The 24,354-nt window shown below is 60.4% G+C and carries 35 protein-coding genes and 1 riboswitch; of the genes, 30 read left to right on the top strand and 5 right to left on the bottom strand.

The features are described 5' to 3' along the window. The first annotated feature begins 46 nt into the window (after nt 1-46). From KUD11_RS00795 to KUD11_RS00780, 4 genes are all read left to right on the top strand, one after another. Nucleotides 47-331, top strand: a complete 285-nt coding sequence (locus tag KUD11_RS00795) for a DUF3572 domain-containing protein (protein WP_109387454.1) — start codon at nt 47-49, stop codon at nt 329-331. Beyond that, on the top strand, nt 328-1,029 hold the full coding sequence (locus KUD11_RS00790) for an HAD family hydrolase (protein ID WP_109387456.1): 702 nt from the start codon (nt 328-330) through the stop codon (nt 1,027-1,029). Before KUD11_RS00795 ends, KUD11_RS00790 begins: the two co-directional genes overlap by 4 nt. After that, the gene (locus KUD11_RS00785) at nt 1,014-1,907 is read left to right on the top strand and encodes a DMT family transporter (RefSeq protein WP_224380121.1); all 894 of its coding nucleotides are present in this window, start codon (nt 1,014-1,016) and stop codon (nt 1,905-1,907) included. Before KUD11_RS00790 ends, KUD11_RS00785 begins: the two co-directional genes overlap by 16 nt. A gap of 109 nt (nt 1,908-2,016) precedes the next feature. Further along, the gene (locus tag KUD11_RS00780) at nt 2,017-3,579 is read left to right on the top strand and encodes a trimethylamine methyltransferase family protein (RefSeq protein ID WP_109387458.1); all 1,563 of its coding nucleotides are present in this window, start codon (nt 2,017-2,019) and stop codon (nt 3,577-3,579) included. Nucleotides 3,580-3,615: 36 nt separating this feature from the next. Here the strand turns inward: KUD11_RS00780 and KUD11_RS00775 are convergent, their stop codons facing one another. The 4 genes from KUD11_RS00775 to KUD11_RS00760 are packed head-to-tail and all read right to left on the bottom strand — an operon-like array spanning nt 3,616 to nt 6,693. Further along, nucleotides 3,616-4,368 carry an ABC transporter permease gene (locus tag KUD11_RS00775; protein ID WP_109387460.1) on the bottom strand — a complete coding sequence of 251 codons (753 nt, stop codon included), beginning with the start codon at nt 4,366-4,368 and terminating at the stop codon, nt 3,616-3,618. Continuing rightward, nucleotides 4,365-5,084: an ABC transporter ATP-binding protein gene (locus tag KUD11_RS00770; RefSeq protein ID WP_109387462.1), complete on the bottom strand. Its 720-nt coding sequence runs from the start codon at nt 5,082-5,084 to the stop codon at nt 4,365-4,367. The genes KUD11_RS00775 and KUD11_RS00770 overlap by 4 nt, the downstream gene beginning before the upstream one ends. After that, nucleotides 5,081-5,758 (bottom strand): TenA family protein, encoded by a 678-nt coding sequence (locus tag KUD11_RS00765; protein ID WP_181375332.1) that lies wholly within the window; start codon nt 5,756-5,758, stop codon nt 5,081-5,083. Before KUD11_RS00765 ends, KUD11_RS00770 begins: the two co-directional genes overlap by 4 nt. Beyond that, on the bottom strand, nt 5,758-6,693 hold the full coding sequence (locus KUD11_RS00760; RefSeq protein ID WP_109387464.1) for an ABC transporter substrate-binding protein: 936 nt from the start codon (nt 6,691-6,693) through the stop codon (nt 5,758-5,760). Before KUD11_RS00760 ends, KUD11_RS00765 begins: the two co-directional genes overlap by 1 nt. An 89-nt stretch (nt 6,694-6,782) precedes the next feature. Then, a riboswitch (TPP riboswitch) is annotated at nt 6,783-6,887 on the bottom strand. Nucleotides 6,888-6,993: 106 nt separating this feature from the next. Between KUD11_RS00760 and KUD11_RS00755 the strand changes: the two genes are divergently transcribed. The 9 genes from KUD11_RS00755 to KUD11_RS00715 all read left to right on the top strand — a co-directional run bounded on the left by KUD11_RS00755 (nt 6,994) and on the right by KUD11_RS00715 (nt 13,915). After that, nucleotides 6,994-8,745, top strand: a complete 1,752-nt coding sequence (locus KUD11_RS00755; RefSeq protein WP_109387466.1) for a DUF4153 domain-containing protein — start codon at nt 6,994-6,996, stop codon at nt 8,743-8,745. 65 nt (nt 8,746-8,810) lie between these two features. Then, nucleotides 8,811-9,398 carry a heme NO-binding domain-containing protein gene (locus tag KUD11_RS00750; protein ID WP_109387468.1) on the top strand — a complete coding sequence of 196 codons (588 nt, stop codon included), beginning with the start codon at nt 8,811-8,813 and terminating at the stop codon, nt 9,396-9,398. Then, complete coding sequence (locus KUD11_RS00745) at nt 9,398-10,492, top strand: GGDEF domain-containing protein (RefSeq protein ID WP_109388422.1); 1,095 nt, start codon at nt 9,398-9,400, stop codon at nt 10,490-10,492. Before KUD11_RS00750 ends, KUD11_RS00745 begins: the two co-directional genes overlap by 1 nt. Nucleotides 10,493-10,791: 299 nt before the next feature. After that, nucleotides 10,792-11,634 (top strand): 50S ribosomal protein L2, encoded by an 843-nt coding sequence (gene rplB / locus KUD11_RS00740; RefSeq protein ID WP_109387470.1) that lies wholly within the window; start codon nt 10,792-10,794, stop codon nt 11,632-11,634. A 2-nt stretch (nt 11,635-11,636) separates the two neighbouring features. Continuing rightward, on the top strand, nt 11,637-11,915 hold the full coding sequence (gene rpsS / locus KUD11_RS00735) for a 30S ribosomal protein S19 (RefSeq protein ID WP_109387472.1): 279 nt from the start codon (nt 11,637-11,639) through the stop codon (nt 11,913-11,915). A gap of 3 nt (nt 11,916-11,918) precedes the next feature. After that, complete coding sequence (rplV, locus tag KUD11_RS00730) at nt 11,919-12,299, top strand: 50S ribosomal protein L22 (RefSeq protein WP_109387474.1); 381 nt, start codon at nt 11,919-11,921, stop codon at nt 12,297-12,299. Beyond that, a complete protein-coding gene (gene rpsC, locus KUD11_RS00725; RefSeq protein WP_109387476.1) occupies nt 12,299-13,006 on the top strand; it encodes a 30S ribosomal protein S3 in 708 nt (235 codons plus the stop codon). The genes rplV and rpsC overlap by 1 nt, the downstream gene beginning before the upstream one ends. 12 nt (nt 13,007-13,018) lie before the next feature. Continuing rightward, the gene (gene rplP / locus KUD11_RS00720; protein WP_109387478.1) at nt 13,019-13,432 is read left to right on the top strand and encodes a 50S ribosomal protein L16; all 414 of its coding nucleotides are present in this window, start codon (nt 13,019-13,021) and stop codon (nt 13,430-13,432) included. A 150-nt stretch (nt 13,433-13,582) separates the two neighbouring features. Beyond that, entirely contained in the window at nt 13,583-13,915 is a 333-nt protein-coding gene (locus tag KUD11_RS00715) for a hypothetical protein (protein WP_109387480.1), read from the top strand. A gap of 117 nt (nt 13,916-14,032) precedes the next feature. On the opposite strand, the gene KUD11_RS00710 is transcribed toward KUD11_RS00715, so the two are convergent. Next, the gene (locus KUD11_RS00710) at nt 14,033-14,650 is read right to left on the bottom strand and encodes a 2OG-Fe(II) oxygenase family protein (protein ID WP_109387482.1); all 618 of its coding nucleotides are present in this window, start codon (nt 14,648-14,650) and stop codon (nt 14,033-14,035) included. 186 nt (nt 14,651-14,836) lie between these two features. Between KUD11_RS00710 and rpmC the strand changes: the two genes are divergently transcribed. The 17 genes from rpmC (at nt 14,837) to KUD11_RS00625 (ending at nt 24,195) form a co-directional block, all read left to right on the top strand. Next, nucleotides 14,837-15,043: a 50S ribosomal protein L29 gene (gene rpmC / locus KUD11_RS00705; RefSeq protein WP_109387484.1), complete on the top strand. Its 207-nt coding sequence runs from the start codon at nt 14,837-14,839 to the stop codon at nt 15,041-15,043. 12 nt (nt 15,044-15,055) lie between these two features. Beyond that, entirely contained in the window at nt 15,056-15,286 is a 231-nt protein-coding gene (gene rpsQ, locus KUD11_RS00700) for a 30S ribosomal protein S17 (RefSeq protein WP_109387487.1), read from the top strand. A 79-nt stretch (nt 15,287-15,365) separates the two neighbouring features. Continuing rightward, nucleotides 15,366-15,734: a 50S ribosomal protein L14 gene (gene rplN, locus KUD11_RS00695; protein ID WP_109387489.1), complete on the top strand. Its 369-nt coding sequence runs from the start codon at nt 15,366-15,368 to the stop codon at nt 15,732-15,734. A gap of 1 nt (nt 15,735) precedes the next feature. Next, nucleotides 15,736-16,047, top strand: a complete 312-nt coding sequence (gene rplX, locus KUD11_RS00690; protein WP_109387491.1) for a 50S ribosomal protein L24 — start codon at nt 15,736-15,738, stop codon at nt 16,045-16,047. Further along, nucleotides 16,040-16,603 carry a 50S ribosomal protein L5 gene (gene rplE, locus KUD11_RS00685; RefSeq protein WP_109387493.1) on the top strand — a complete coding sequence of 188 codons (564 nt, stop codon included), beginning with the start codon at nt 16,040-16,042 and terminating at the stop codon, nt 16,601-16,603. Before rplX ends, rplE begins: the two co-directional genes overlap by 8 nt. A 19-nt stretch (nt 16,604-16,622) precedes the next feature. Continuing rightward, nucleotides 16,623-16,928, top strand: a complete 306-nt coding sequence (rpsN, locus tag KUD11_RS00680; protein ID WP_109387495.1) for a 30S ribosomal protein S14 — start codon at nt 16,623-16,625, stop codon at nt 16,926-16,928. A 12-nt stretch (nt 16,929-16,940) separates the two neighbouring features. After that, a complete protein-coding gene (rpsH, locus tag KUD11_RS00675) occupies nt 16,941-17,333 on the top strand; it encodes a 30S ribosomal protein S8 (RefSeq protein ID WP_109387497.1) in 393 nt (130 codons plus the stop codon). Nucleotides 17,334-17,343: 10 nt separating this feature from the next. Further along, nucleotides 17,344-17,877: a 50S ribosomal protein L6 gene (gene rplF, locus KUD11_RS00670; RefSeq protein ID WP_109387499.1), complete on the top strand. Its 534-nt coding sequence runs from the start codon at nt 17,344-17,346 to the stop codon at nt 17,875-17,877. 12 nt (nt 17,878-17,889) lie between these two features. Then, nucleotides 17,890-18,249, top strand: coding sequence for a 50S ribosomal protein L18 (gene rplR, locus KUD11_RS00665; protein ID WP_109387502.1), 360 nt, complete (start codon nt 17,890-17,892; stop codon nt 18,247-18,249). Nucleotides 18,250-18,368: 119 nt separating this feature from the next. Continuing rightward, entirely contained in the window at nt 18,369-18,956 is a 588-nt protein-coding gene (gene rpsE, locus KUD11_RS00660; protein WP_109387504.1) for a 30S ribosomal protein S5, read from the top strand. 3 nt (nt 18,957-18,959) lie between these two features. After that, nucleotides 18,960-19,148 carry a 50S ribosomal protein L30 gene (gene rpmD, locus KUD11_RS00655; RefSeq protein WP_109387505.1) on the top strand — a complete coding sequence of 63 codons (189 nt, stop codon included), beginning with the start codon at nt 18,960-18,962 and terminating at the stop codon, nt 19,146-19,148. 272 nt (nt 19,149-19,420) lie between these two features. Next, entirely contained in the window at nt 19,421-19,900 is a 480-nt protein-coding gene (gene rplO, locus KUD11_RS00650) for a 50S ribosomal protein L15 (protein ID WP_109387506.1), read from the top strand. A gap of 111 nt (nt 19,901-20,011) precedes the next feature. Further along, a complete protein-coding gene (secY, locus tag KUD11_RS00645; protein WP_109387507.1) occupies nt 20,012-21,382 on the top strand; it encodes a preprotein translocase subunit SecY in 1,371 nt (456 codons plus the stop codon). Next, on the top strand, nt 21,379-22,026 hold the full coding sequence (locus KUD11_RS00640) for an adenylate kinase (RefSeq protein WP_109387508.1): 648 nt from the start codon (nt 21,379-21,381) through the stop codon (nt 22,024-22,026). Before secY ends, KUD11_RS00640 begins: the two co-directional genes overlap by 4 nt. Nucleotides 22,027-22,291: 265 nt before the next feature. Further along, nucleotides 22,292-22,660, top strand: a complete 369-nt coding sequence (rpsM, locus tag KUD11_RS00635) for a 30S ribosomal protein S13 (protein WP_109387509.1) — start codon at nt 22,292-22,294, stop codon at nt 22,658-22,660. Between the two features lie 15 nt (nt 22,661-22,675). Further along, nucleotides 22,676-23,065: a 30S ribosomal protein S11 gene (gene rpsK / locus KUD11_RS00630; RefSeq protein ID WP_109387511.1), complete on the top strand. Its 390-nt coding sequence runs from the start codon at nt 22,676-22,678 to the stop codon at nt 23,063-23,065. A gap of 113 nt (nt 23,066-23,178) precedes the next feature. Further along, nucleotides 23,179-24,195, top strand: a complete 1,017-nt coding sequence (locus tag KUD11_RS00625) for a DNA-directed RNA polymerase subunit alpha (protein WP_109387513.1) — start codon at nt 23,179-23,181, stop codon at nt 24,193-24,195. The last annotated feature ends 159 nt before the right edge of the window (nt 24,196-24,354 follow it).

The following is a 24,354-nucleotide window of genomic DNA, read 5'->3' as shown; positions in this document are numbered from 1 at the left end:
TATCCCTTTAAGAAGTTAACAAAACCTTTCCAGAAACGAGGTCGTGATGGGGCAGTCGCAGGAATCCGCCGAGACGCTAGGTCTGCGCGCCTTGGCATGGCTTGTGGGAAATGATGATCTTTTACAGACGTTTATGGGATCAAGCGGCGTCTCTGAGGCCGATGTGCGCGCCGGAGCGGGCGATCCGGCCTTTCTCGGCGCGGTGCTTGAGTTTTTGTTAATGAACGATGCTTGGGTGATTGAGTGCGCCGATGCGTTGAACATCCCGGGCACGGCCATAGGGGAAGCGCGCGGCGCATTGCCGGGCGGGGAGCAGGTGCATTGGACATGAGAAACACCCGGCACATTGAGGGGATCGTGTTCGACAAGGACGGCACGCTCTTTGATTTTCACACCACCTGGAATGTCTGGACCAGCGATCTCATCCAATCCTTGGCCGATGCGCATGATGTGCCGCCCACCCGGATTGCCGAAGCGGTGCAGTTTGATCTGGCGACCCGCGCCTTTCACCCCGACAGCCCTATTATTGCGGCCACCAACCGCGAGGGGGCAGAGGCCATTGCCTCGGCCTTGCCGGGTGTGTCGGTGGACATGATAGAAGAAGAGATGATGCTCTCTGCGGCCCACGCCCCGCTGGCCCCTGCGGTGGATTTGGCGCCCTTCCTCGATGATCTGAAGGCAAGGGGTCTGAAACTGGGCGTGATGACAAATGACAGCGAATACGGCGCGCGCGCGCATCTGACCAGCGCGGGCGTGCTGGAGCGGTTCGATTTCGTCGCGGGCTTTGATTCGGGCTTTGGCGGCAAACCCGCACCCGCGCCTTTGTTGGCCTTTGCGCGCAGCGTGGGTCTTGACCCCGAGGCCTGCGTCATGGTGGGCGACAGCACCCATGATCTGATGGCGGGCCGCGCCGCGCGGATGGGCACGGTGGGGGTTCTAACGGGGGTGGCACCGCGCGAGGTTCTGGACCCTTTCGCCGATGTTGTTTTGCCAGATATCGGGCATATTCCTCAATGGCTACAGAGGTGAAGCGCGGCAGTGCCTTCGGCCTTGGGCTGGCCACCTTTGGCGCGGTTGTTCTGACACCGGACGCGCTCTTGATGCGCCTGTCGGGGATGGACGGTGCGGCGATGATGGGCTGGCGTGGCCTTGTCATGGGCTCGGTTCTGGTGGCGCTCTGGGCGTTGACCAGCTCTGACCGCGGCGCCGATCTGGCGGCGTTGCGCTCGCGCACCGGGATGGTGGTGACGCTGTGCCATTCTGTGAACGCCGCGCTTTTTTGCATCGGCATCGCCATCGCGCCGGTGGCGATTGTCCTTTTGGGCGTGGCCACGGTGCCGGTTTTCTCGGCGCTTTTCGGCCTTGCCCTGATGGGGGAGCGGACGGGCCGCGCCACATGGATCACCATTGCGGCGGTTTCAGTTGGCATCGTGCTGGCTGTGACGGGGGGCCATGAGACGGGGGCCTTGAGCGCGGCCACGGTGTTCGGGACGTTGGCGGGGCTCGGTGTGGCGGCGGCGTTGGCACTCAACTTCACCATGCTGCGGGCGCAAACCCATCTGCCGATCCTTTTACTGATCGGCGTGGGCGCGTGGATCGCGGGCGCTGCGGGTTGGGCCGTGCAGGGGCCCGCCGCTATGTGGGACGGCGAAGTTTGGGCCATGCTTCTGACCGGATCGGTGGTCTTGCCGCTCTCGTTTTTCGCGCTGTCATTGGCGGCGCGCCACACGCCTGCGGCCAATGTGAGCCTGCTTTTGCTGCTGGAAACGGTGCTTGGGCCGTTTTGGGTGTGGCTGGCGCTTGGGGAGCCGATTACGGCCGCGATGTTGGCGGGCGGCGCAATCGTGGTGGGCAGCCTTGCGATCTACTTGCTGCGGACGCGGCGAAGGACGGCCCCGACCGACTGAACCGACAAGGCGCACTGCAAAAGCGACACATGCTGTCGCAAAGTGGACACCTACCGGCGTGCCTTCTGTGATTGTTTGATCCTCAAGCACCCAAAGGAGAGACAGCGCCATGACCGACGAGACCAAAAAACGCCGCCGTGGTGGCGGCCGCGCAGGCGCTGCGGACCGCCGCGGCTCGGCTGTGATCGAGCAGATGCCCTTTTCGCCGCCACTCAACATCGACCGCCCTATCGAGCCTCTGGGCGAGGAGGGTGTCCTCGCCATTCACGAAGGGGCCATGCGCATCCTTGAGGAGATCGGGATCACGATCCTGAACCCCGAGGCGCTTGAGATTTTCCGCGCCAGCGGCGGCTGCACGATCAATGGCGAGAATGTCCGCATGGGCCGCGATTTCGTGATGGAGCAGATCGCGCTGGCCCCCGAAGAATTCACGATCACCCCGCGCAACCCCGCGCGCAAGCTGACCATCGGCGGCAAGCATATCAACTTCGGCAACGTCTCCTCTCCGCCCAGTTACTGGGACATGAAGATCGGCAAGAAGGTGACCGGCACGCGCGAAATGTGCGCGAACCTCCTGAAGCTCAGCCAGTATTTCAATTGCATCCACTTCGTTGGCGGCTACCCGGTGGAGCCTCAGGACATTCACGCCAGCGTGCGCCACTTGGATGTGCTCTATGACAAGCTGACCCTGACCGACAAGGTGACCCACGCCTATTGCCTCGGCAAGGAACGGGTCGAGGATGTGATGGAAATGGTGCGCATCGCAGGTGGCCTCACAGATGCGGAGTTTGAAGCCCGCCCGCATATGTATTCCAACATCAATTCCACCTCCCCGCTCAAGCATGACTATCCGATGCTGGACGGCTGGATGCGTCTGGCGCGGCGCAATCAGGGCCTTGTGGTCACGCCCTTCACCCTCGCGGGGGCCATGGCGCCCGTGACCATGTCGGGGGCTGTGGCGCAATCGCTGGCCGAGGGTCTGATCGCCGTGGTGCTGGCTCAGTTGGTGCGTCCCGGTGCCTGCTGCGTGATTGGCACGTTCACCTCCAACGTGGATATGAAATCCGGCGCGCCCGCCTTTGGCACGCCCGAATACATGCGCGCCACGCAAATGACCGGGCAGCTGGCGCGGTTCTACAAACTGCCAATGCGCGCAAGCGGCGTTTGCGCGGCCAACGTGCCTGATGGGCAGGCGATGTGGGAGACCTCCAATAGCCTGTGGTCCGGGGTGCAGGCCGGGGCGCATATGATCTATCACGCTGCTGGGTGGCTCGAAGGCGGGCTGATCGCCAGCCCTGAGAAATTCATAATGGACTGCGAAATCCTCCAGCATATTCAGCGCTACATGGACCCGATGCTGACCCAGACCGGCCCGGATGAGATCGCCATCGAGGCGATCCGCGAAGTGGGCGACCAAGGCCATTTCTTTGGTATTCAGCACACCCAAGACCGCTACACCACCGCCTTCTACCAGCCCTTCCTCAGCGATTGGCGCAATTTCGAGGCGTGGGAAATCGCAGGCGCCACATGGACCGCCGCGCGCGCGCACCAGACGTTTCAGGATATCATCGCAAGCTTTGAGCCGCCCCCAATGGGCGTGGCAATCCGCGAGGAACTTGCCGCTTTTGTCGAGCGGCGGAAATCAGAAGGCGGCGCACCCACGGATTTCTGAACCAGTCCTGCCCCACCTTCTTCTTAGCAAAAATACTCAAACACCTCCGCCCTCCCGCGTGCGGTCCAAACTGGCGCGGCAGGCCCGATCCACGGCAGCATGCAGGAGCACGGTAAACACTGCCAGCACGATCAGCGCGGCAAACATCAGATCCGTCTTGGCCCGCCCGTTCGCCAGCAGCATAAGGTAGCCCAGCCCTTTTGATGCGCCCACCCACTCGCCGATTATGGCGCCGATCGGCGCATAAACAGCCCCAAGCCTCAGCCCTGAGGCAAGGCCGGGCAGGGCGGCTGGAATGCGGATCATCCGCATGATCCGCGCATCTGACGCGCCCATGACCCGCGCCATGTCGATCCAGCCCTGCGGCGTGCGCATCAGCGCGTCAAAAAACGCCGAGGTGATGGGGAAGTAGATGATCAAAAGTGCCATCAGGATCTTGGACCCCATGCCATAGCCGAACCAGAGTGTCAGGATCGGCGCGAGGGCAAAGACCGGCACCGCTTGGCTGAAGACCAGCATGGGCCGCACCAGTTGCCGCGCGATGGGCGAAGCGGCTAGCCCGATGGCGGTGAGACCCCCCAGAAGCGCGCCGAGCGCGAGGCCGATGAGAATTTCGGAAGCCGTGGTCACAAAATGCGTGGCCAGAAGAGCGCGGCTCTCGGCCATCGTTTGGAGCACGCGCAAGGGGCTTGGCAGGATGAAATTTGGAACACCCGTGATCCAGATCAGCACCTGCCAGAGGGCGAGGGCGAGGGCGGTTGAGGCCAGTGCTGTGATCGCGGTCTTCATGCGGCGCGCAGCCGCGCAAGAAGCGCGCCTGTGGTGTTTAGCATCGCGGGATCATCCACGGGGCGTGGGGCTGTACCTGATGGCGCGGGCCAGGTGTTATGGCACTCTTCGGTCAGGATGGTGATGTGATCGGCCAGCCTTGCCGCCTCGGCCGGATCATGGGTGACCATCAGCACGGTGCGCCCCTTGAGGAGATCCGCCGTCAGGTCCTGCACCTGCGCGCGGGTGCGCGCATCAAGCGCCGAGAAGGGCTCATCCAGCAAGACAAGAGGCCGGTCCTCCATCAATGTGCGGGCGAGGGCGGCGCGCTGGCGCTGCCCGCCCGAGAGGGCCTCGGGCCGCTTGCCCGCGTGCTCTGCAAGACCCACTTGCTCCAGCAGCGCCTCTGCGCGGGGCGCATCGGGGGCCGTGCCGCGCAGCCGCGCCCCGAGTGTGACGTTCTGCGTGATGGTCAGCCACGGCATCAAAAGATCGCTTTGGGCCATCATCGCGATGCGGCCTTTGAGCGAGGTTGCATCCGTGGCTGTGATGCTCCCATCCAGCGTCACGCCGTCCGCCACCCCCGCAATCAGGCGCAGAAGGGTGGATTTGCCCACGCCGGACGCGCCCAGAAGGCAGGTCCACGCGCCGCCCGCCACTTGCAGGTCAAGCGCTGGCAAGATCTGCGTCTCGCCGATACGGGCGCTGGCCCGGATATTGAGCCCCGGTGCGTTCATTTCGGCAGGTTCATCGCCCAGAAGCCCGCCTCAAGCCGGGTCGCGGTCTCGAACCGCGCCGACAGGGCCGCCCAGCGGGGACTACCTTGCGGATCAGACCCAAGGCGGCGGGCCACTGCGCCATCAATCAACGCGCCCACATCACGGCAGAGGGTTTGCGTGTCGTCACCTGCATAGGTCTCGATCCAGTCTGCATAGGGCGTGGTGGCCGATTTCTCCCGCGCCAGCCGCGCACCGATCTCGCCATAGCCCAGAACGCAAGGCGCAAGGGCGGCCAAAAGGTCCAGAAGATCGCCCGAATGGCCCGCATCCAGAACATAACGGGTATAGGCGATGTTGTGCGTATGCTCACGGGCTGCAAAAAGATCAGCTTCGCTCAACCCTTCGGCGGCGCAGGTCTGGATATGGAGGCCAAGCTCCTCGTCCAGAAGGGAGGTCACCGTGCGCGCGGCGAGGCGCATTTCCTCAGGCGTTTCGGCCTTGGTCACGGCCAGCGCCCATGCGCGCGAAAAGTGGATGAGGAAGATATAGTCCTGCACCAGATATGTCAGATACGCCTCACGCGGCAGGGTGCCATCTTTCAGCCCTTCGACAAAGCGGTGATGGGTATAGGCGCGCCACGCGCCCGAGTGCTCGGCGCGCCAAAGCGCGAAGGTTTTGCCGTAGTCCACCATCACTCAGCACCCAGATCAATCGCCAGAGACGACACGGGGCGGATGCCCTCGATCAGACCCGCCTCCGACAAGAACGCCTCATAGCCTGCATAGCGCGCGGCATCCAAACCCGCAGGGCGCAGCGCGAAGCGGGGCAGGGTGTCGCGCCACGCGCGCTTGTTCAGCTCATCATCCAGCTCGGCCGAGGTTGCGCGGAAAATGTCCCAGCTTTCCTCGGGGTGGTTGACGATGTATTGCGTGGCAAGCTCCGTGGCGCGCAAAAAGCGTTTGAGCATCTCGGGGTTCAGCGTCTCGGAATTGGCCACATAGATCAGCTCGTCATAGGGCGGCACGCCTTGCTCCTCGACGAAGAAGCACTTTCCCGCGACACCTTCGATATCCATCTGGTTCAACTCGAAATTCCGGTAGGCGCCCAGCACCGCATCCACCTGCCCAGACATCAGCGCTGGGCTGAGCGACCAGTTGACATTGACCAACTCGATATCATCCAAAGTCATGCCCTCTTGCGCGAGGATGGACACAAGCAGCGCTTCCTCAACCCCCGCCACGGAAAACCCGATTTTGCCGCCTTTCAGGTCGGCGATGGATTTTACCGGGCCATCCTCCAGCACCAAAAGGCAGTTGAGCGGGCTGGCGATCAGCGTGCCCACGCGAATGAGCGGCAGACCCTCGGCCACCTGAAGGTGCAATTGCGGCTGATATGAGATGGCGAGGTCGGCCTGCCCGGCCGCGACCATCTTGGGCGGCGCGGAAGGGTCGGCGGGGGCGATAATCTCGACCTCAAGGCCCGCATCCGCAAAAAGTCCACGCTCCTGCGCGATGATCAGAGGCCCATGGTTTGGGTTGATGAACCAGTCCAGCAGGACGGTCATCTTGTCTTGGGCGGCGGCAGGGCCGGCGATGAGAAGGGCGGCAGCGAGGGCGGCGAGGCGCATGAGTATGTCTCCGGATGCGGGGGCTATGCCCCGGCTTGGGTGGAGATCAGCAATGGCATAAGGACAAGGCAAGCCGCGCGCGGGTGCGCCTCAGGCTTTGCTCCGTTCCCTACGCCGGTACTGACCGGATCAGGTTCGGTGGGTTGGCCAATGCCTCTCAGCCATGATCGCTCACAGCACCCCAACGGATGCGTTAGACGTAGCAAGACGCGCGCGCTCTGGCAAGCGTATCTGCGTTGCGCGCGCCGCCCGGTGCGTTAGGGTGGCCACGCAGATACGCCAGAAAAGGAGCCACCGGAGATGAGCCAAGAGATGCAAAGCGTGGCCACGCGCCTGTCGCTTGCGGCGATCGGCGCCCTGTCGGGCCTGGCCGTTTGGGGCATGGCCGAGGTGCTGCCCGATCTCGTAGATAATACGCGCGCCTTGGTATTTCTGCTGACGCTTGGTTTTGTGTTCTTTGGCGTGCTTCTCGCCCTCATTGGCCCTGAGCGCCCTGTGCCTGCAAGCTTGGGTGCGGCGGGGCTTGCGGTGCCGTCGGCGGCGCTTTTCCTCTGGGCCAGTTACCGGTTCGAGAATATGGACGCGTTTTTCGACCATTCCGAGGGGCTTCTGGCGCTGGGTGCTGGGCTCTTTATTGCGGTGCCGTTTGTGGCGGCTGGTATGGCCACGCAGGGGGGCTGGCGCGATTACGCGCGGCTCTTTGATACCTCATGGAATATCGTGGTGCGCTACGCCGCCGCTTGGCTTTTTGCCGGGGTGGCATGGGGTGTCGCGATGGCATCTGACGCACTTTTAGGCCTTGTTGGCGTGCATGTGATCGAGACATTGATCGAGATTGAGGTGGTGCCCTACATCTTTACCGGGCTGGTTCTGGGGCTTGGTCTGGCCATCGTTCATGAACTCAGTGATTACATCTCGCCGTTTTTGTTGATCCAGCTTTTCCGGGTGCTTGTGCCCGTGGTTCTAGTCGTTGTGGTGGTCTTTATTGTGGCCCTTCCGCTGCGCGGGCTCGGTGATCTCTTTGGGCAATTCTCAGTGGCGACGATGATGGCGGGGGTCGCGATTGCGTCCATCACGCTGATCACCACGGCGATTGGCCGCGATGACGAGATGTCGGCGCAGGGCGCGGGCATGCTCTTTGCCACACAGGCGCTGAGCATTCTGATCACGGTGCCTGCTGCCCTCGCGCTTTATGCCGTGTGGCTGCGGGTGGACCAATATGGGCTGACACCACAGCGGGTGGCCGCGATGCTGGGCGCGTTTGTGGTGCTGAGCTATGCGCTGGCCTTTGCGGTGTCGGTTGCGATGCGCGGTGATTGGCGCGGGCGGATACGGGCGGTGAACCGTTACAAGGCGATGGCGGTTGTCACCCTCGCAGCCCTGTGGATGACGCCCGTGATCAACGCCGAGCGCATGTCCACCGCCAGTCAGGTCGCGCGCGCCGAAGCCGGTTTGCCGCCCGAGGAACTGGCCCTGTGGGAGATGGCCCATGACTGGGGCAAACCGGGGCGGCGGGGACTGGACCGGGTGGCGGGCTTTGCTGAAGCGTCTGGAAACACAGAGCTTGCGGCACGGATCGACAGCGCCCGAACCGCTGCCAACAGTTGGGAATTCAGCCAAACGGTGCAGGCCGAGGACGTGCCTATGCTGGACGGAACCGTGCCGTTGCGACCTGCGGGCGCGGTCCTGCCGGAGGGGGCATTCGGTAGGCTCAGCGCATTTGAGCAGCGCAGCATTGATGCGGCCTGCAAGCGAAGCCTGCTGGGGGGCTTTCCGGGCTGCGTTCTGGTGATCGCGGGATTTGAGCCGCTGACCCCGGTGCAGGGGGTGATCGGCCTTTACTATCAGGGTGGCGACATTGTGCAGGTAACGGCCTACGAGCTGCATGAGGGCGCACTTATGCGCATTGGGCGCGTGATAACGGCAGACGGGCTTTCGCCGCGCTTGGGGCGGGCCGAGATGATGCAGATTCTTGAGGGCGACTTTCAGATCATCCCTGTTCCGCGCAATGTGTTGGACCTAGGAGAGATGCAGATTTTTCCGCGCAATTGACGCTGTTTGCTGAATATTAACCGGGCTGCACGATACCTGCCGTATTGCATTTTGCGGAGTTGGATATGCACGGGTTGATTAACCGGGCCATTGAGCGATTTATTCGTGACACCTATGGGCGCGACACATGGGGGCGTGTGACGCGGCTTGCCGGGCTCGATTTCACCGAGTTCGAATCCATGCTGACCTATGACGCGGCGTTGACCCAAGATGTGCTTGCCGCCGCCGAAACGGCGCTTGATCGTCCATTGCCGGGAATTTTGGAAGATATCGGAACCTATTTGGTGTCGCACCCCAAGGTCGAAGGGCTGCGGCGTCTGCTGCGATTTGGCGGTGAAGACTTTCACGAATTTCTGCACTCTTTGGATGACCTGCCCGCGCGCGCGCGTCTGGCCGTTGGTGATCTGGTGCTCCCCGAGATGGAGCTGCGCGAGCACGGCCCTGAGCTTTACACGCTGACCTGCCGGGGAAATCTGCCGGGGTTTGGCCATGTTCTCGTGGGGCTCTTGCGTGCATTGGCTGATGATTACGGCGCGCTTGTGATGTTGGAGCAGCAGGGCGGTTGCGAGGGTGTGGAGAGCGTTGAGATCCGCCTGCTTGCCAAGGCCCATGCCACCGGGCGCGCATTTGATCTGGGAGCGGGGGCGGGATGATGAGCGAGAGCGCAAAATACATGGCGGCGATGCTGGATTGTCTTTGCCCCATGCACGTTATTCTCGATGCGGCGGGGCGCATCACCCATACCGGGCCTACAATGCGGAAACTCTGCGGGGCAGGCGCGGTCGGCACCCGGTTCACGGAGCTATTTGAGATCAAGCGGCCCCGCGGCGATGGATCCATGGCCACGCTTTTGGCCACTGCGGGCAACAAACTGCATCTGCAAAGGCGTGGCGGAAAGCGCACGGACCTCAAGGGCATCCTCATGCCGCTGCCCGAAGATGGCTCTTTAGGGCCAAAAGGCGGTGCGATGATCAACCTGTCCTTCGGCATCTCGGTGGTGGATGCGGTGCGCGATTATGCATTGACCAGCTCGGACTTCGCGGCGACCGATCTCACCATTGAAATGCTCTATCTGGTGGAGGCCAAGACGGCTGCGATGGAGGCCTCGCGGATGCTCAATCTCCGGCTCAAGGGGGCTATGATCGACGCTGAGGAAAAGGCCTATACCGACACTCTCACGGGCCTCAAGAACCGCAGGGCGCTCGATTATCTTCTGGGCCGAACCATCGAGTCCGAGCAGGAGTTTGCGCTTATCCATATGGATCTCGATTTCTTCAAGGCTGTGAATGACACGTTGGGCCATGCGGCGGGGGATCATGTCCTGCGTGAGGTGGCGCAAATCATGGTGGATGAAACACGCGGCGAGGATATCGTGGCGCGTGTCGGTGGCGATGAGTTCGTGCTAATCCTGTCGCGGCTGACAGCGCCAGACCGCGTGCATCAGATCTGCCAGCGGCTGATTGCGCGGATCGGTGAGCCGATCCCGTTTGGGGATCATATGTGCCGGATTTCGGCCAGCGCGGGGTCGGCTCTGTCGTGCGCCTCCGCTCATCTCGACGTTGACCGAATGATGGAAGAAGCCGACATCGCGCTTTATGCGGCCAAAGGACGGGGTCGGTCCTGTCATGTCTCCTATGATATCGAGTTGCGCAAGGATGGGGCTGCGTCCGAACCGTCGTGGGGTGGTGCACAAGATGGTGCACGGGGCGCTGCACCGGCGGCTGCGGGCATCGGTGGGCGCGGATAGCACACAGCGCGTGATTCCGGCTTGTGTCTGCCCCTGCGCAACATCCCGCCCCACAGGGTCAGGCATGACGCACGCCCACGGTGTCCAGCCGCCATCAGCGCTTGACCCTCCCGCCGGTCTTTACTAAACGACCCTATCTGCGTAGCCCCGGATTCGTCCGGGGTTTCGCTTTCGTTCATATGAGCGAAACACGCCGGGGACCTTCGGGGCCCTATATCAAAGGGACGGGTTATCATTCCCGCCCGACACATAGCCTCGGATCACTGCCCGGGGCGTTTGCTAAACGGAAGACAGAAAGCATGGCACTCAAGTCGTACAAGCCAACGACGCCGGGCCAGCGCGGGCTGGTGCTGATCGACCGTTCGGAGCTGTATAAAGGACGCCCCGTCAAGGCCCTCACCGAGGGTCTGACCAAATCGGGCGGCCGGAACAACACCGGACGTATCACATCGCGTCGTCGCGGCGGTGGGGCCAAGCGCCTCTACCGGATCGTTGATTTCAAGCGGAGCAAATTCGATATCTCGGCTACGGTCGAGCGGATCGAGTATGACCCCAACCGGACCGCGTTTATCGCGCTCATCAAATATGAGGATGGCGAGCAAGCCTACATCCTCGCGCCTCAGCGTCTCGCCATCGGCGATTCGGTGGTTGCAGGCGCCAAGGTCGATATCAAGCCCGGCAACTGCATGCCCTTCTCTGGCATGCCGATCGGCACGATTATCCACAACATCGAAATGAAGCCCGGCAAGGGCGGTCAGATCGCACGCGCTGCTGGCACCTATGCTCAGTTCGTGGGCCGTGATGGTGGCTATGCTCAGATCCGTCTGAGCAGTGGCGAACTGCGCCTGGTCCGTCAGGAATGCAAGGCCACCGTCGGTGCTGTGTCGAACCCTGACAACTCGAACCAGAACTTCGGCAAGGCTGGCCGCATGCGTCACAAGGGCGTGCGCCCATCTGTGCGCGGTGTCGTGATGAACCCGGTCGATCACCCGCATGGTGGCGGCGAAGGCCGGACCTCGGGCGGCCGTCACCCGGTCACCCCGTGGGGCAAGCCGACCAAAGGGGCTCGCACCCGTAACAAGAAAAAGGCGTCGCAGAAGATGATCATCCGCTCGCGTCACGCCAAGAAAAAGGGCCGGTAATCATGTCGCGTTCTGTATGGAAGGGCCCCTTTGTCGATGCTTATGTGCTGAAAAAAGCCGAAGCATCGCGTGAGGGTGGCCGTAATGAAGTCATCAAAATCTGGTCGCGTCGCTCGACGATTCTGCCCCAATTCGTGGGCCTGACGTTTGGCGTGTATAACGGCCGGAAGCATATCCCTGTAAACGTCAGCGAAGACATGATTGGTCAAAAGTTTGGTGAATATTCGCCAACACGCACCTATCACGGTCATGCCGCCGACAAAAAAGCGAAGCGGAAGTAAGTCATGGGCAAGGAAAAGAACCCCCGCCGCGTGGCCGATAACGAAGCAATGGCAAAACTGCGCATGCTTCGCACGAGCCCGCAAAAGCTGAACCTTGTCGCCGCGCTCATCCGTGGCAAAAAGGTGGACAAGGCGCTCACAGACCTCACGTTCTCGCAAAAGCGGATCGCGGCGGATGTGAAAAAATGCCTGCAATCGGCCATCGCCAACGCCGAGAACAACCACAATCTTGATGTGGACGAGCTGATCGTGGCCGAAGCCTATGTCGGCAAGAACCTCGTGATGAAACGTGGTCGTCCACGCGCCCGTGGCCGTTTTGGTGCGCTGCGCAAGCCGTTCTCGGAGCTGACGATCAAGGTCCGCCAAGTTGAGGAGCAAGTCTGATGGGAAATAAAGTAAATCCGATTGGCATGCGCCTTCAGGTGAACCGCACGTGGGACAGCCGCTGGTATGCCGACACGAAAGACTATGGCAATCTTCTGCTCGAAGATCTCGCCATGCGTGAATTCATCAAGGCAGAGTGCAAACAGGCCGGCGTCAGCCGTGTGATCATCGAGCGTCCGCACAAAAAGTGCCGCGTGACCGTTCACACAGCCCGCCCCGGTGTCATCATCGGCAAGAAAGGCGCGGATATCGAGACGCTGCGCAAGAAACTTGCCGCCATGACCGATAGCGAGCTGCACCTCAACATCGTTGAAGTGCGCAAGCCCGAGTTGGACGCCGCATTGGTGGGTGAGAGCATTGCCCAGCAGCTTGAGCGCCGGGTCAGCTTCCGCCGCGCGATGAAACGTGCCGTGCAGAATGCCATGCGTATGGGTGCCTTGGGCATCCGCGTGAACGTCGCGGGCCGCCTTGGCGGTGCCGAGATCGCGCGGACCGAATGGTATCGTGAGGGCCGCGTGCCGCTCCATACCCTGCGTGCGGACATCGATTATGCGCATGTCGAGGCCACAACGGCTTATGGCATCATCGGCATCAAGACCTGGATATTCAAAGGTGAGATCATGGAGCACGATCCAAGTGCCCGTGACCGCAAAGCCCAAGAACTCCAGGATGGTCCAGCGCCACGCGGCGCCGGCGGACGCCGGTAAAGGGGACAGGACATGCTTCAACCAAAACGCACCAAATTCCGCAAGCAGTTCAAGGGCCGGATCAAGGGCCTTGCAAAAGGCGGGTCTGATCTGAACTTTGGCTCCTTTGGCCTCAAAGCCACTGAGCCCGAGCGCGTCACAGCGCGGCAAATCGAGGCGGCTCGCCGCGCGATGACCCGCCACATGAAGCGTCAGGGCCGTGTCTGGATCCGTATCTTCCCCGATGTGCCCGTCACATCAAAGCCCACCGAAGTTCGGATGGGTAAGGGTAAGGGGTCGGTCGACTTCTGGGCCTGCAAGGTCAAGCCTGGCCGTGTGATGTTCGAGATCGACGGCGTCGCAGAAGACATTGCTATGGAGGCCCTGCGCCTCGCGGCGATGAAACTGCCGATCAAGACACGGGTCGTTCAGCGCGAGGATTGGTAACGTCGTTTCGGCGCAGCCGATAACGACGCGCGGGAAAGCGATTGGCATAGCCAATTGCGGCCGCACCCCGCAGAAATAAAAAAACCCCCGCTTGAATAATCAGGCGGGGGTTTTGCTTTTTTAGATGCTAGAATGTTCGACCGATGAGGCATGACAATGCAGATTAAAGGTTTGACTGCATTTATAGGGATTTCGCTGCCTTTGATTGCCATAGCCGGGTCCGCAGTTGCCTATGTTATAAAAATTTACAGAGAGTCTGCTACAATACGACGAGAGCAGTTTTTCGAGTTAATGAAGCTTCTGGATGACAAAGGAACGATTGCCGCAAAGGTTGCCGCTGTCTATCATCTTAGGCAATTCCCGGAGCATAAAGACTTCATTGTTCGGTTCTGCGAAATTCAGAAAGATAATATTCTGGGAGATCGCGGTCTGTATTTGACTGCTGAAATGCAGCTCACTTTGGAGCATTTTTCAAAGAGATAGCCATCCATGCTTTTGGCCTTGCCAAAGGCAGCGCCCGAACCGCCCCCACGGGGCGGGCGCTTGCACCCACCCCTCGGTTCGGGCGCGCCGCTCTGTAACAGCGCGGAAAGACGTGCCTCAGCCCCAGCTATAATTAAAGCTCACCGAAATCCGGTCATCCTCGGACATGTTCAGCGGCACCTCGTGGCGCAGCCACGATTCCCACATCAGGACATCTCCAACGGCGGGCGCAACATATGTGAACTGACGCAGCTCGGCCCGCGCGTCTTTGACCCGTCCCGGCGCGGCCATCATCATGGGCAGGCGGGGGTCTTCGAGTTTCAGCGCACTCGCCCCTTCGGGCATGGCCACATAGGTCGTCCCGGAAATCACCGAGTGGGGGTGTATATGGGAGGCATGTGTGCCGCCCTCGGGCAGAATATTGATCCAGATATCCTCGAGCTTGAGCGTGCGACCATCCAGATCGAACTCCAGATCCTGGGCAAAGGCCGCCACATGCAGGTCCAGAACCTCCACCAGCCCTTGGAAGATCGGAAACCTCCAGCCAAGGTCCGTCAAAGACGCATAGGACGTATAGCCCGGATAGCCGTTTTCCTCGCACCAAGCCTGCCCGGCCTCGTCATCTTGCGCGATGGACCAGCAGGACGCCTCAAGCTCGGCCGCGTCAACGGGGCCATGCTCGGACAGGGGGGCGCGATAAAGGCGCGTCACGAAAAGTGAGGATATATCTGCCATGGGCGTGTTATTAGCGCAGCGCAAGGGGCATGGCGAGAGGGCAGTGCGAAGATAAGCAGGCAACAGGGGTTGCTTTGCGCATCGAGGGGCGGTATTGCGCACGCTCATCATCCACTCCACTGGAATCAGGGTGACCCGGCGCAGTTTCGCAAAGGGGCCCTCCGGTGATGTTGAAAGGAACGACCGATGGACGCGACCGAGCTTCGCAGCAAAACGCCTGATCAGCTGCGTGAAGAGCTGATCAACCTGAAGAAACAGCAGTTCAACCTGCGCTTTCAGGCGGCCACTGGCCAGCTTGAGAATGCAGCTCAGATGCGCATTGCGCGCCGCAGTGCTGCCCGTGTGTTGACCATCCTCAATGAAAAAGCTGCCGCCGCAGCTTCCGCAGAATAGGGAGCCGAACAGATGCCCAAACGTATCCTCACCGGCACCGTGACAAGCGACGCCAACGCCCAGACGATCACCGTCTCCGTAGAGCGTCGCTTCAAGCACCCCGTTTTGCAAAAGACCATCCGTAAGTCCAAGAAATACCGGGCTCACGATGAGAAGGACGCCTTCAAAGTAGGCGATCAGGTTCGCATCATTGAATGCGCGCCGAAATCGAAAACCAAACGCTGGGAGGTTCTGACGGCGTAAGCCCCAAGAACTTCAAAGTATAATCGAAACCCTGGGGAAAAGGCCAAAGAGGGCCCCCCAAAGGTCGGGAGACATCTAAATGATCCAGATGCAGACCAATCTCGATGTGGCTGACAACAGCGGCGCTCGCCGTGTTCAGTGCATCAAGGTTCTGGGTGGTTCCAAGCGTCGATACGCCTCCGTGGGTGACATCATTGTCGTCTCGGTGAAGGAAGCCATCCCACGTGGCCGTGTGAAAAAAGGCGATGTGCGCAAGGCCGTCGTCGTTCGCACCGCCAAGGAAGTGCGCCGTGAAGACGGCACCGCCATTCGTTTTGACCGCAACGCGGCCGTGATCCTGAACAACGCAGGCGAGCCTGTCGGCACGCGGATCTTCGGGCCCGTCGTGCGCGAGCTGCGCGGCAAGAACTTCATGAAGATCATTTCGCTCGCGCCGGAGGTGCTGTGATATGGCTGCTAAACTGAAAAAGGGCGACAAGGTCGTCCTGCTCGCGGGCAAGGACAAGGGCAAGCAGGGCGTGATCGCCTCTGTTGACCCGTCTGCCGGCAAGGCAGTCGTCGAAGGCGCGAATATGGCCATCCGCCACACGCGCCAGAGCCAGACCAGTCAGGGCGGGCGCATCCCCAAAGCGATGCCCATCGACCTGAGTAACCTCGCTCTGCTTGACAAAAACGGCAAACCCACACGCGTCGGCTTCAAGATTGAAGACGGCAAGAAGGTGCGGATCGCCAAGACCACGGGGGACGTGATCGATGCTTGATACAGCAACTTACACCCCGCGCCTCCGGGCGCTCTATGATGAGACTATCAAAGCCGCGATGATCGAAGAGTTCGGTTACAAAAACGCGATGATGGTGCCTCGTCTGGACAAAATCGTGCTGAATATTGGATGCGGCGCCGCCGCCGTGCGTGACAGCAAGAAGGCGAAATCGGCTCAGGACGATCTGAGCACCATCGCCGGTCAACACGCGGTTGTTACTAAAGCCAAGAACTCTATCGCTGGGTTCCGGGTCCGCGAAGATATGCCGATGGGTGCGAAAGTGACGCTCCGTTCGGTGCGCATGTATGAATTCCTTGACCGTCTGGTCACCGTGGCCATGCCCCGGATCCGCGATTTCCGCGGCGTCTCGGGCAAGAGCTTCGATGGGCGTGGCAACTATGCCATGGGCATCAAGGAGCACATCATTTTCCCCGAGATCAACTTCGACAAGATCGACGAATCCTGGGGTATGGACATCATCATCGCAACCACGGCGAAAACCGACGCTGAAGCGAAGGCACTGTTGAAGCATTTCAACATGCCCTTCAACAGCTGAGCGGCGGGAGGAAAATCTTATGGCTAAAAAAGCAATGATCGAGCGCGAGAAGAAGCGCCAAAAGCTCGTTGAGAAGTATGCGGCACAACGTGCAGCCCTCAAAGAGATCATCAACGACGAAGCCAAGCCGATGGAAGAGCGTTTCCGCGCGACCCTGAAGCTGGCCAAGTTGCCGCGCAACAGCTCCGCCACCCGGCTGCACAATCGCTGCCAGCTGACGGGCCGTCCGCACGGATATTACCGTAAACTCAAAGTGTCGCGGATTGCGCTGCGTGAGCTTGGCTCAAGCGGCCAGGCCCCCGGCCTCGTGAAATCCAGCTGGTAAGGGAGATTTGAAATGAATGATCCTATCGGCGATATGCTCACACGGATCCGGAACGCTCAGATGCGTGGAAAGTCCACCGTCATGACCCCGGCCTCCAAAATGCGCGAGCGTGTGCTCGGTGTTTTGGCGGATGAAGGCTACATCCGTGGCTTTGAGAACGCGACAGGCGTCGACGGCCACCCGGCCATCGAAATCAGCCTGAAATATTACGATGGCGTTCCCGTCATTCGTGAAATGAAGCGGGTTTCCAAGCCCGGTCGTCGCGTCTATCTGGGCGTTGATGACATTCCTTCGGTCCGTCAGGGCCTCGGTGTGTCGATTGTCTCCACCTCCAAAGGTGTGATGTCGGATGCAAGCGCTCGGAGCCACAATGTTGGCGGCGAAGTGCTCTGCACCGTATTCTAAGGAGCCACACATGTCTCGTATCGGCAAACAGCCTGTCGCCCTCCCGGATGGTGTCACCGCAACAATCAGCGGCCAGACACTTGAGGTCAAAGGCCCCAAGGCGACCAAATCGTTCACCGCGACCGATGATGTGACCCTGACCCTTGAAGATGGTCAGATCACCGTCACGCCCCGCGGCAAATCCAAGCGCGCGCGCCAGCAATGGGGGATGACCCGCACGGTTGTCGCGAACCTCGTGCATGGCTCGAACGCAATGTTCAAAAAAGAGCTCGAAATCCGGGGGGTGGGCTACCGTGCCCAGCTTCAGGGTAACGTGATCAAACTGAACCTCGGCCTCAGCCATGACGTGGATTTTCAAATCCCCGATGGCGTGACGGTCACCGCGCCCAAACCGACGGAACTGATCGTCGAAGGCACGGATAAGCAGCTCGTCGGTCAAGTCGCGGCAAATATCCGCGATTGGCGTCCGCCAGAGCCCTATAAGGGCAAAGGCATTCGCTACAAAGATGAGTATATCTTCCAGAAGGAAGGCAAGAAGAAGTAAGGACGCGAGAAGATGGCAAACAGCAAAAGACAACTGTTCCAAAAACGCCGCCTGCGCGTTCGGAACAAACTTCGCAAGGTCAATGCAGGGCGCGTGCGCCTCAGCGTTCACCGCAGCAACAAGAATATCAGCGTTCAGCTGATCGACGATGTGCAGGGAATTACCCTCGCATCGGCCTCGACGCTCGAAAAAGATCTCGGGTTGGTAGGCAAAAACAACGTGGAGGCAGCGGCCAAGATCGGCACGACCATCGCAGAGCGTGCCAAAAAGGCAGGCGTCAGCGAGGCGTATTTCGATCGTGGCGGTTTCCTCTTTCACGGCAAGGTCAAGGCAGTTGCCGACGCCGCGCGTGAAGGTGGTTTGAAGATCTAAGACAGCGTAGGCGGCCTTGGGATAACCCCCCGTGGCCGCCTCGATGATCCGGGGGCATCCTTGCCCACTGGGATCGAGTATATCAGGGCGTGTGCGCCCGCATGAGCTAAGGAAGCCAAATGGCAAGAGATGAAAATCGTGGGGGCGGTCGCCGCAACCAACGTGACGAGACCCCGGAATTCGCAGATCGCCTTGTCGCGATCAACCGCGTCAGCAAAACCGTCAAGGGCGGTAAGCGCTTTGGCTTCGCAGCCCTCGTCGTCGTAGGCGATCAGAAGGGCCGTGTGGGCTTTGGCAAAGGTAAGGCCAAGGAGGTCCCCGAGGCCATCCGCAAGGCCACCGAGCAAGCCAAGCGCCAGATGATCCGCGTGCCGCTGCGCGAAGGCCGCACGCTGCATCATGACATGGAAGGCCGCCACGGCGCCGGGAAAGTCATCATGCGCTCCGCACCCCAAGGTACTGGCATCATCGCCGGTGGCCCGATGCGTGCCGTGTTCGAGATGCTGGGCATTCAGGACGTCGTTGCCAAGTCGAACGGCTCGCAGAACCCCTACAACATGATCCGCGCCACGATCGATGGTCTGCGCAAGGAATCGAGCCCCCGTATGGTCGCGCAACGTCGCGGCAAGAAAGTGGCTGACATTCTGGCGTCCGGTGACGCACCAAAAGCCAGCGGCGAGCAAGCCGCGGCGACTGAGGAGGCCTAAACCATGGCTAAAACGATTGTCGTCAAGCAGGTGGGTTCGCCCATCCGCCGCCCCGCAAGCCAGCGCGCAACGCTGGTTGGTCTGGGCCTGAACAAGATGCACCGCACCCGCGAGTTGGAGGATACGCCCTCCATCCGCGGCATGGTGAACAAGGTCTCGCACATGGTCGAGATCATCGAAGAAAAAGGCTGAGCGCGCGGCGGGTTTGCTCCGCCTTGCGTCAGCGTCCAGCGCCTCGGTCAGACATTGGCCGGGGCGTTTCGCGTTTGATGCAGCCGTCATTGGCGGACCGCGCGCCATTCAGCCGAGAGGATGCACGGAACTGCGCTTATGAGTGGTTGCAAAGCTGCGAGGATCGGATATATGCCGCACGGGTGACAGTGATGTCATCCATATAAAGTCAATGTAAGCCGCGTTCGGCCGCTCCCGTCGCTGGGGGCCGCATCCGGCAAAGGAGAAGCGACATGAAACTGCATGAACTGCGCGATAATGATGGCGCCACGAAGAAACGCAAGCGGGTTGGCCGTGGTGCGGGCTCGGGCATGGGTAAAACCGGCGGCCGGGGTATCAAAGGTCAGAAATCCCGTTCGGGTGTTGCGATCAAAGGGTATGAAGGCGGCCAGATGCCCCTCTACCAACGCCTGCCAAAGCGTGGCTTCAACAAGCCCAACCGCAAGCAATTCGCGGTTGTGAACCTAGGTCTGATCCAGAAGTTCATCGACGAGAAGAAACTCGACGGCAAGGCCGCGATCACCGAGGACGCGCTGGTGTCCGCAGGACTCGTGCGCCGCAAGCTTGACGGTGTGCGTATCCTCGCCAAAGGCGATATCTCTGCCAAGGTCACGATTGAAGTGACCGGCGCGTCCAAATCAGCCGTTGAGGCGGTCGAGAAGGCCGGCGGGACGCTCACAGTTGCGGCACCGGCGGCGGCTGCGGCCGAATAAGAGGTTGTGAGCGGCCCATGTGCCGCTTACATATACCCCACGTTTTTCAAACACGCCGCCGGTCGCTGAAGAACAGCGTTCGGCGGCGTTTTCATATCTAGAGAGAGCCGAATGGTATCTGCAGCAGAACAAATGGCGTCCAATTCAAGCTGGGCTGCCTTCGGGAAGGCCACGGACCTTCGCAAACGCATCGTTTTTACGCTGGGTCTATTGATTGTCTATCGCCTTGGTACCTTCATTCCGGTGCCCGGTATCGACGGGGGAGAGCTTCGCCAGTTCATGGAAGGGGCCGCCGCCAGCATCGGCGGGATGCTCAGCATGTTCACCGGCGGCGCGCTTGGCCGGATGGGTATTTTCGCCCTCGGCATCATGCCCTATATCTCGGCCTCGATCATCGTGCAGCTGATGACGGCCATGGTCCCCGCGCTTGAGCAACTCAAGAAAGAGGGCGAGCAGGGCCGCAAGAAAATCAACCAATACACGCGCTACGGCACGGTTTTCCTCGCAACTCTGCAATCTTATGGTCTTGCTGTGAGCCTTCAGGGTGGCGGTCTTGTGACCGATCCGGGCCTCTTTTTCATCGTCTCATGCATGATCACTCTCGTGGGCGGCACCATGTTCCTGATGTGGCTGGGTGAGCAGATCACCGCGCGCGGCATCGGCAACGGTATCTCTTTGATCATCTTCGTCGGCATCATCGCCGAGCTTCCTGCGGCGCTGGCGCAGTTCTTTGCCAGCGGTCGCAGCGGTGCGATCAGCCCCGCCGTGATCATCGGCATCAGCCTTCTGATGGTCGCGCTGATCGCGTTCGTAGTGTTCATGGAGCGCAGCCTGCGCAAGATCCATATTCAATATCCGCGCCGCCAGGTTGGGATGAAGGTCTATGACGGCGGCTCCAGCCATTTGCCCGTCAAGGTGAACCCGGCAGGCGTTATCCCCGCGATCTTCGCCTCATCCTTGCTGCTCTTGCCCACCACGATCAGCACGTTTTCGGGGCAGGGCGATAATACCAGCCCGATCATGTCTACACTTCTGGCCTATTTTGGGCCCGGACAGCCGCTCTATCTGTTGTTCTTTACGGTGATGATCGTCTTCTTCACCTATTTCTACACCACCAATGTTGCGTTCAAGACCGAGGATGTGGCCGACAATCTGAAAAACCAGAACGGCTTTATCCCCGGCGTGCGGCCCGGCAAGAAGACGGAAGAATACCTCGATTATGTGGTCAGCCGCGTCCTTGTGCTTGGCTCCGGCTATCTCGCGGCGGTCTGTCTTCTGCCCGAAGTGATGCGCGCCCAACTGTCGATCCCGTTCTACTTTGGCGGCACGTCCGTTCTTATTGTTGTGTCTGTGACGATGGATACAATCCAACAGGTGCAAAGCCATCTTCTGGCTCATCAGTATGAAGGTCTGATCGAGAAATCGCAGCTGAGCGGCAAGGGTAAGAAGCGCGCGCGCAGAAAAGGGACTCAACGTAAATGAACATCATTCTTCTTGGGCCGCCCGGTGCCGGTAAAGGCACGCAGGCGCATATTCTCGTGGACGAGCGCGGCATGATCCAGCTGAGCACCGGCGATATGCTGCGCGATGCCAAGGACAGTGGCACCGAGATGGGCAAGGTTGTGGCCGACGTGATGGCGCGCGGCGATCTGGTGACCGATGAGATCGTGATCGGGCTGATCCGTGAGAAGCTGCAAGGCGAGAAGGGCGGCGGCTTCATCTTTGACGGCTTCCCCCGGACGTTGCCGCAGGCCGACGCGCTTGGGGAGCTTTTGGCCGAATGCGGTGAGACGCTTGATGCCGTGATCGAGATGCAGGTGGACGATGACGCTCTCGTGGGCCGCATCACCGCCCGCTCGACCTGTGCAGGCTGTGGCGCGGTTTATAATGACGTGACCAAGCCGATCCCGGCGGATGGTGTGTGCACCAATTGCGGTGAGGCGAAAGGCTTCACGCGCCGCGCGGATGACAATGAGGAAAGCCTCAAGAACCGCCTGATGGAATATTACAAGAAGACCTCGCCGCTCATTGGGTATTACTACGCCAAGGGGATGCTCCAATCCGTGAACGGACTGGGTGAGATTGCGGATGTTAAGTCCTCTATCGCGGGTGCTTTGGACGGTTAAACTTTGAGCAGGGCAGGGGGCCCGCGCCTCTGGCCTAGCCTTCGGGCGCCCTGATTGCCAAGGTGGGCAAGAGCCCCCTTGACGCCCTTGCGGATTCCTCCTAACCAGCACCATCCCGAGAGGGAGTATGATTCCGGTCGCCTTCGTAGATCGCCCCGAATCGATCACCTGAATTCAGCTGCGGCCCGAAGCGCAAAGCCTCGGGCCTACGTTGTGAAAAAAGGGTCTGGTGTTACGGACCCGCAACGAAAAAGGAAGATGACACTTGGCACGTATCGCCGGCGTTAACATCCCGACGCATAAACGCGTCCCGATCGCCCTGACCTACATCACCGGAATTGGCCCCTCGACCGCCAAGACCATCTGCGAATCCGTAAATATTGACCCAAGCCGCCGCGTAAACGAGCTGAGCGATGCCGAGGTCCTCTCGGTCCGCGAGTTCATTGATGCCAATCTGACCGTCGAAGGCGATCTGCGCCGCGACACCCAGATGAACATCAAGCGTCTGATGGATCTCGGTTGCTACCGTGGCCTGCGTCACCGCCGGAACCTTCCGGTGCGTGGTCAACGGACCCACACCAATGCCCGTACCCGCAAAGGCCCCGCAAAGGCCATTGCTGGCAAGAAGAAATAAGGGAGGGCATTTGATATGGCACGCGATACCAAACGCACCAAGAAGAAGGTCTCCAAGAACATCGCCACTGGCGTTGCTCATGTGAACTCTTCGTTCAACAATACCAAGATCCTCATCTCCGACGTCCAGGGCAACGCGATCGCGTGGTCTTCGGCGGGCACGATGGGTTTCAAAGGCAGCCGTAAATCCACCCCCTACGCCGCGCAGATGGCCGCCGAAGATGTCGGCCGGAAGGCACAGGAGCACGGAATGCGCACGCTGGAAGTCGAAGTGCAAGGCCCAGGTTCTGGCCGCGAGTCCGCTCTGCGCGCTCTGGCGGCTGCCGGTTTCAACATCACCTCGATCCGTGATGTGACGCCAATGGCCCATAATGGTTGCCGCCCGCCAAAGCGTCGTCGGGTCTGACCCAGAATTCTACCCTATGGGGCCGCGCGGTTTGCACGGCCTCATTTTCGTATTTTTGAAACCTCGGGCGCTTTGACCTTTGGACATGAGGGCAGAGCAGGAATGGAGGGACCATGATCCATAAGAATTGGGCTGAACTTATCAAGCCAACCCAGCTGGACGTAAAGCCGGGCAATGACCCGCTGCGTCAAGCAACTGTGATGGCCGAGCCGCTTGAGCGCGGCTTTGGTCTGACACTTGGCAACGCGCTGCGCCGCGTGCTTTTGTCGTCGCTGCAAGGGGCCGCGATCACCTCGGTGCAGATCGACAACGTGCTGCACGAGTTCTCATCAGTGGCTGGCGTGCGCGAAGACGTGACCGACATGGTTCTGAACCTCAAAGGTGTCGCGATCCGTATGGAAGTTGAAGGGCCCAAGCGCCTGTCGATTTCGGCCAAGGGTCCGGGTATCGTGACCGCCGGGGATATCTCCGACAGCGCGGGCATCGAAGTGCTCAACCGTGATCATGTGATCTGCCACCTCGACGATGGTGCGGATCTCTTCATGGAGCTGACGGTCAACACCGGCAAAGGCTATGTCGCGGCCGACAAGAACCGCCCCGAGGACGCGCCCATCGGCATGATCCCCGTGGACGCCATCTACAGCCCGATCCGCCGGGTCAGCTATGATGTGCAGCCCACCCGTGAGGGTCAGGTGCTGGACTATGACAAGCTGACCATGAAGATCGAGACCGACGGATCGATTACGCCGGATGATGCCGTGGCCTATGCCGCGCGTATCCTGCAAGATCAGTTGAGCATCTTCGTGAACTTTGAAGAGCCTGAAAGCGCCACGCGTCAGGATGATGATGACGGTCTTGAGTTCAACCCGCTGTTGCTCAAGAAAGTCGACGAGCTTGAGCTGTCTGTGCGCTCGGCCAACTGCCTGAAGAACGACAATATCGTTTATATTGGCGATCTGATTCAGAAGACCGAAGCCGAAATGCTGCGCACGCCGAACTTTGGCCGCAAGTCTCTGAACGAGATCAAGGAAGTGCTCTCGGGCATGGGTCTGCATCTCGGGATGGATGTCGAAGACTGGCCGCCCGACAATATCGAAGATCTGGCCAAGAAGTTCGAAGACCAGTTCTAAACCTATCCGGTTGGCGGTTGCTTCGGTAATCGCCAGCCAGACACGTGTTTTTCGCCTAGCGAAAAACGCGCGGGCATTCCGCCCCAAGGAGAGTGGCTGACACGCATCGGCCACCAGACAAAGCAAAAACGCCCGTAGAGGGCACATTAGGAGAAGAAA

It is taken from the genome of Roseovarius carneus (assembly GCF_020141465.1).
In the GTDB taxonomy this organism is placed as follows: domain Bacteria; phylum Pseudomonadota; class Alphaproteobacteria; order Rhodobacterales; family Rhodobacteraceae; genus Roseovarius; species Roseovarius carneus.
Note: the sequence above shows the minus strand (reverse complement) of the source record. Positions and strands in the feature narration are given on the sequence as shown.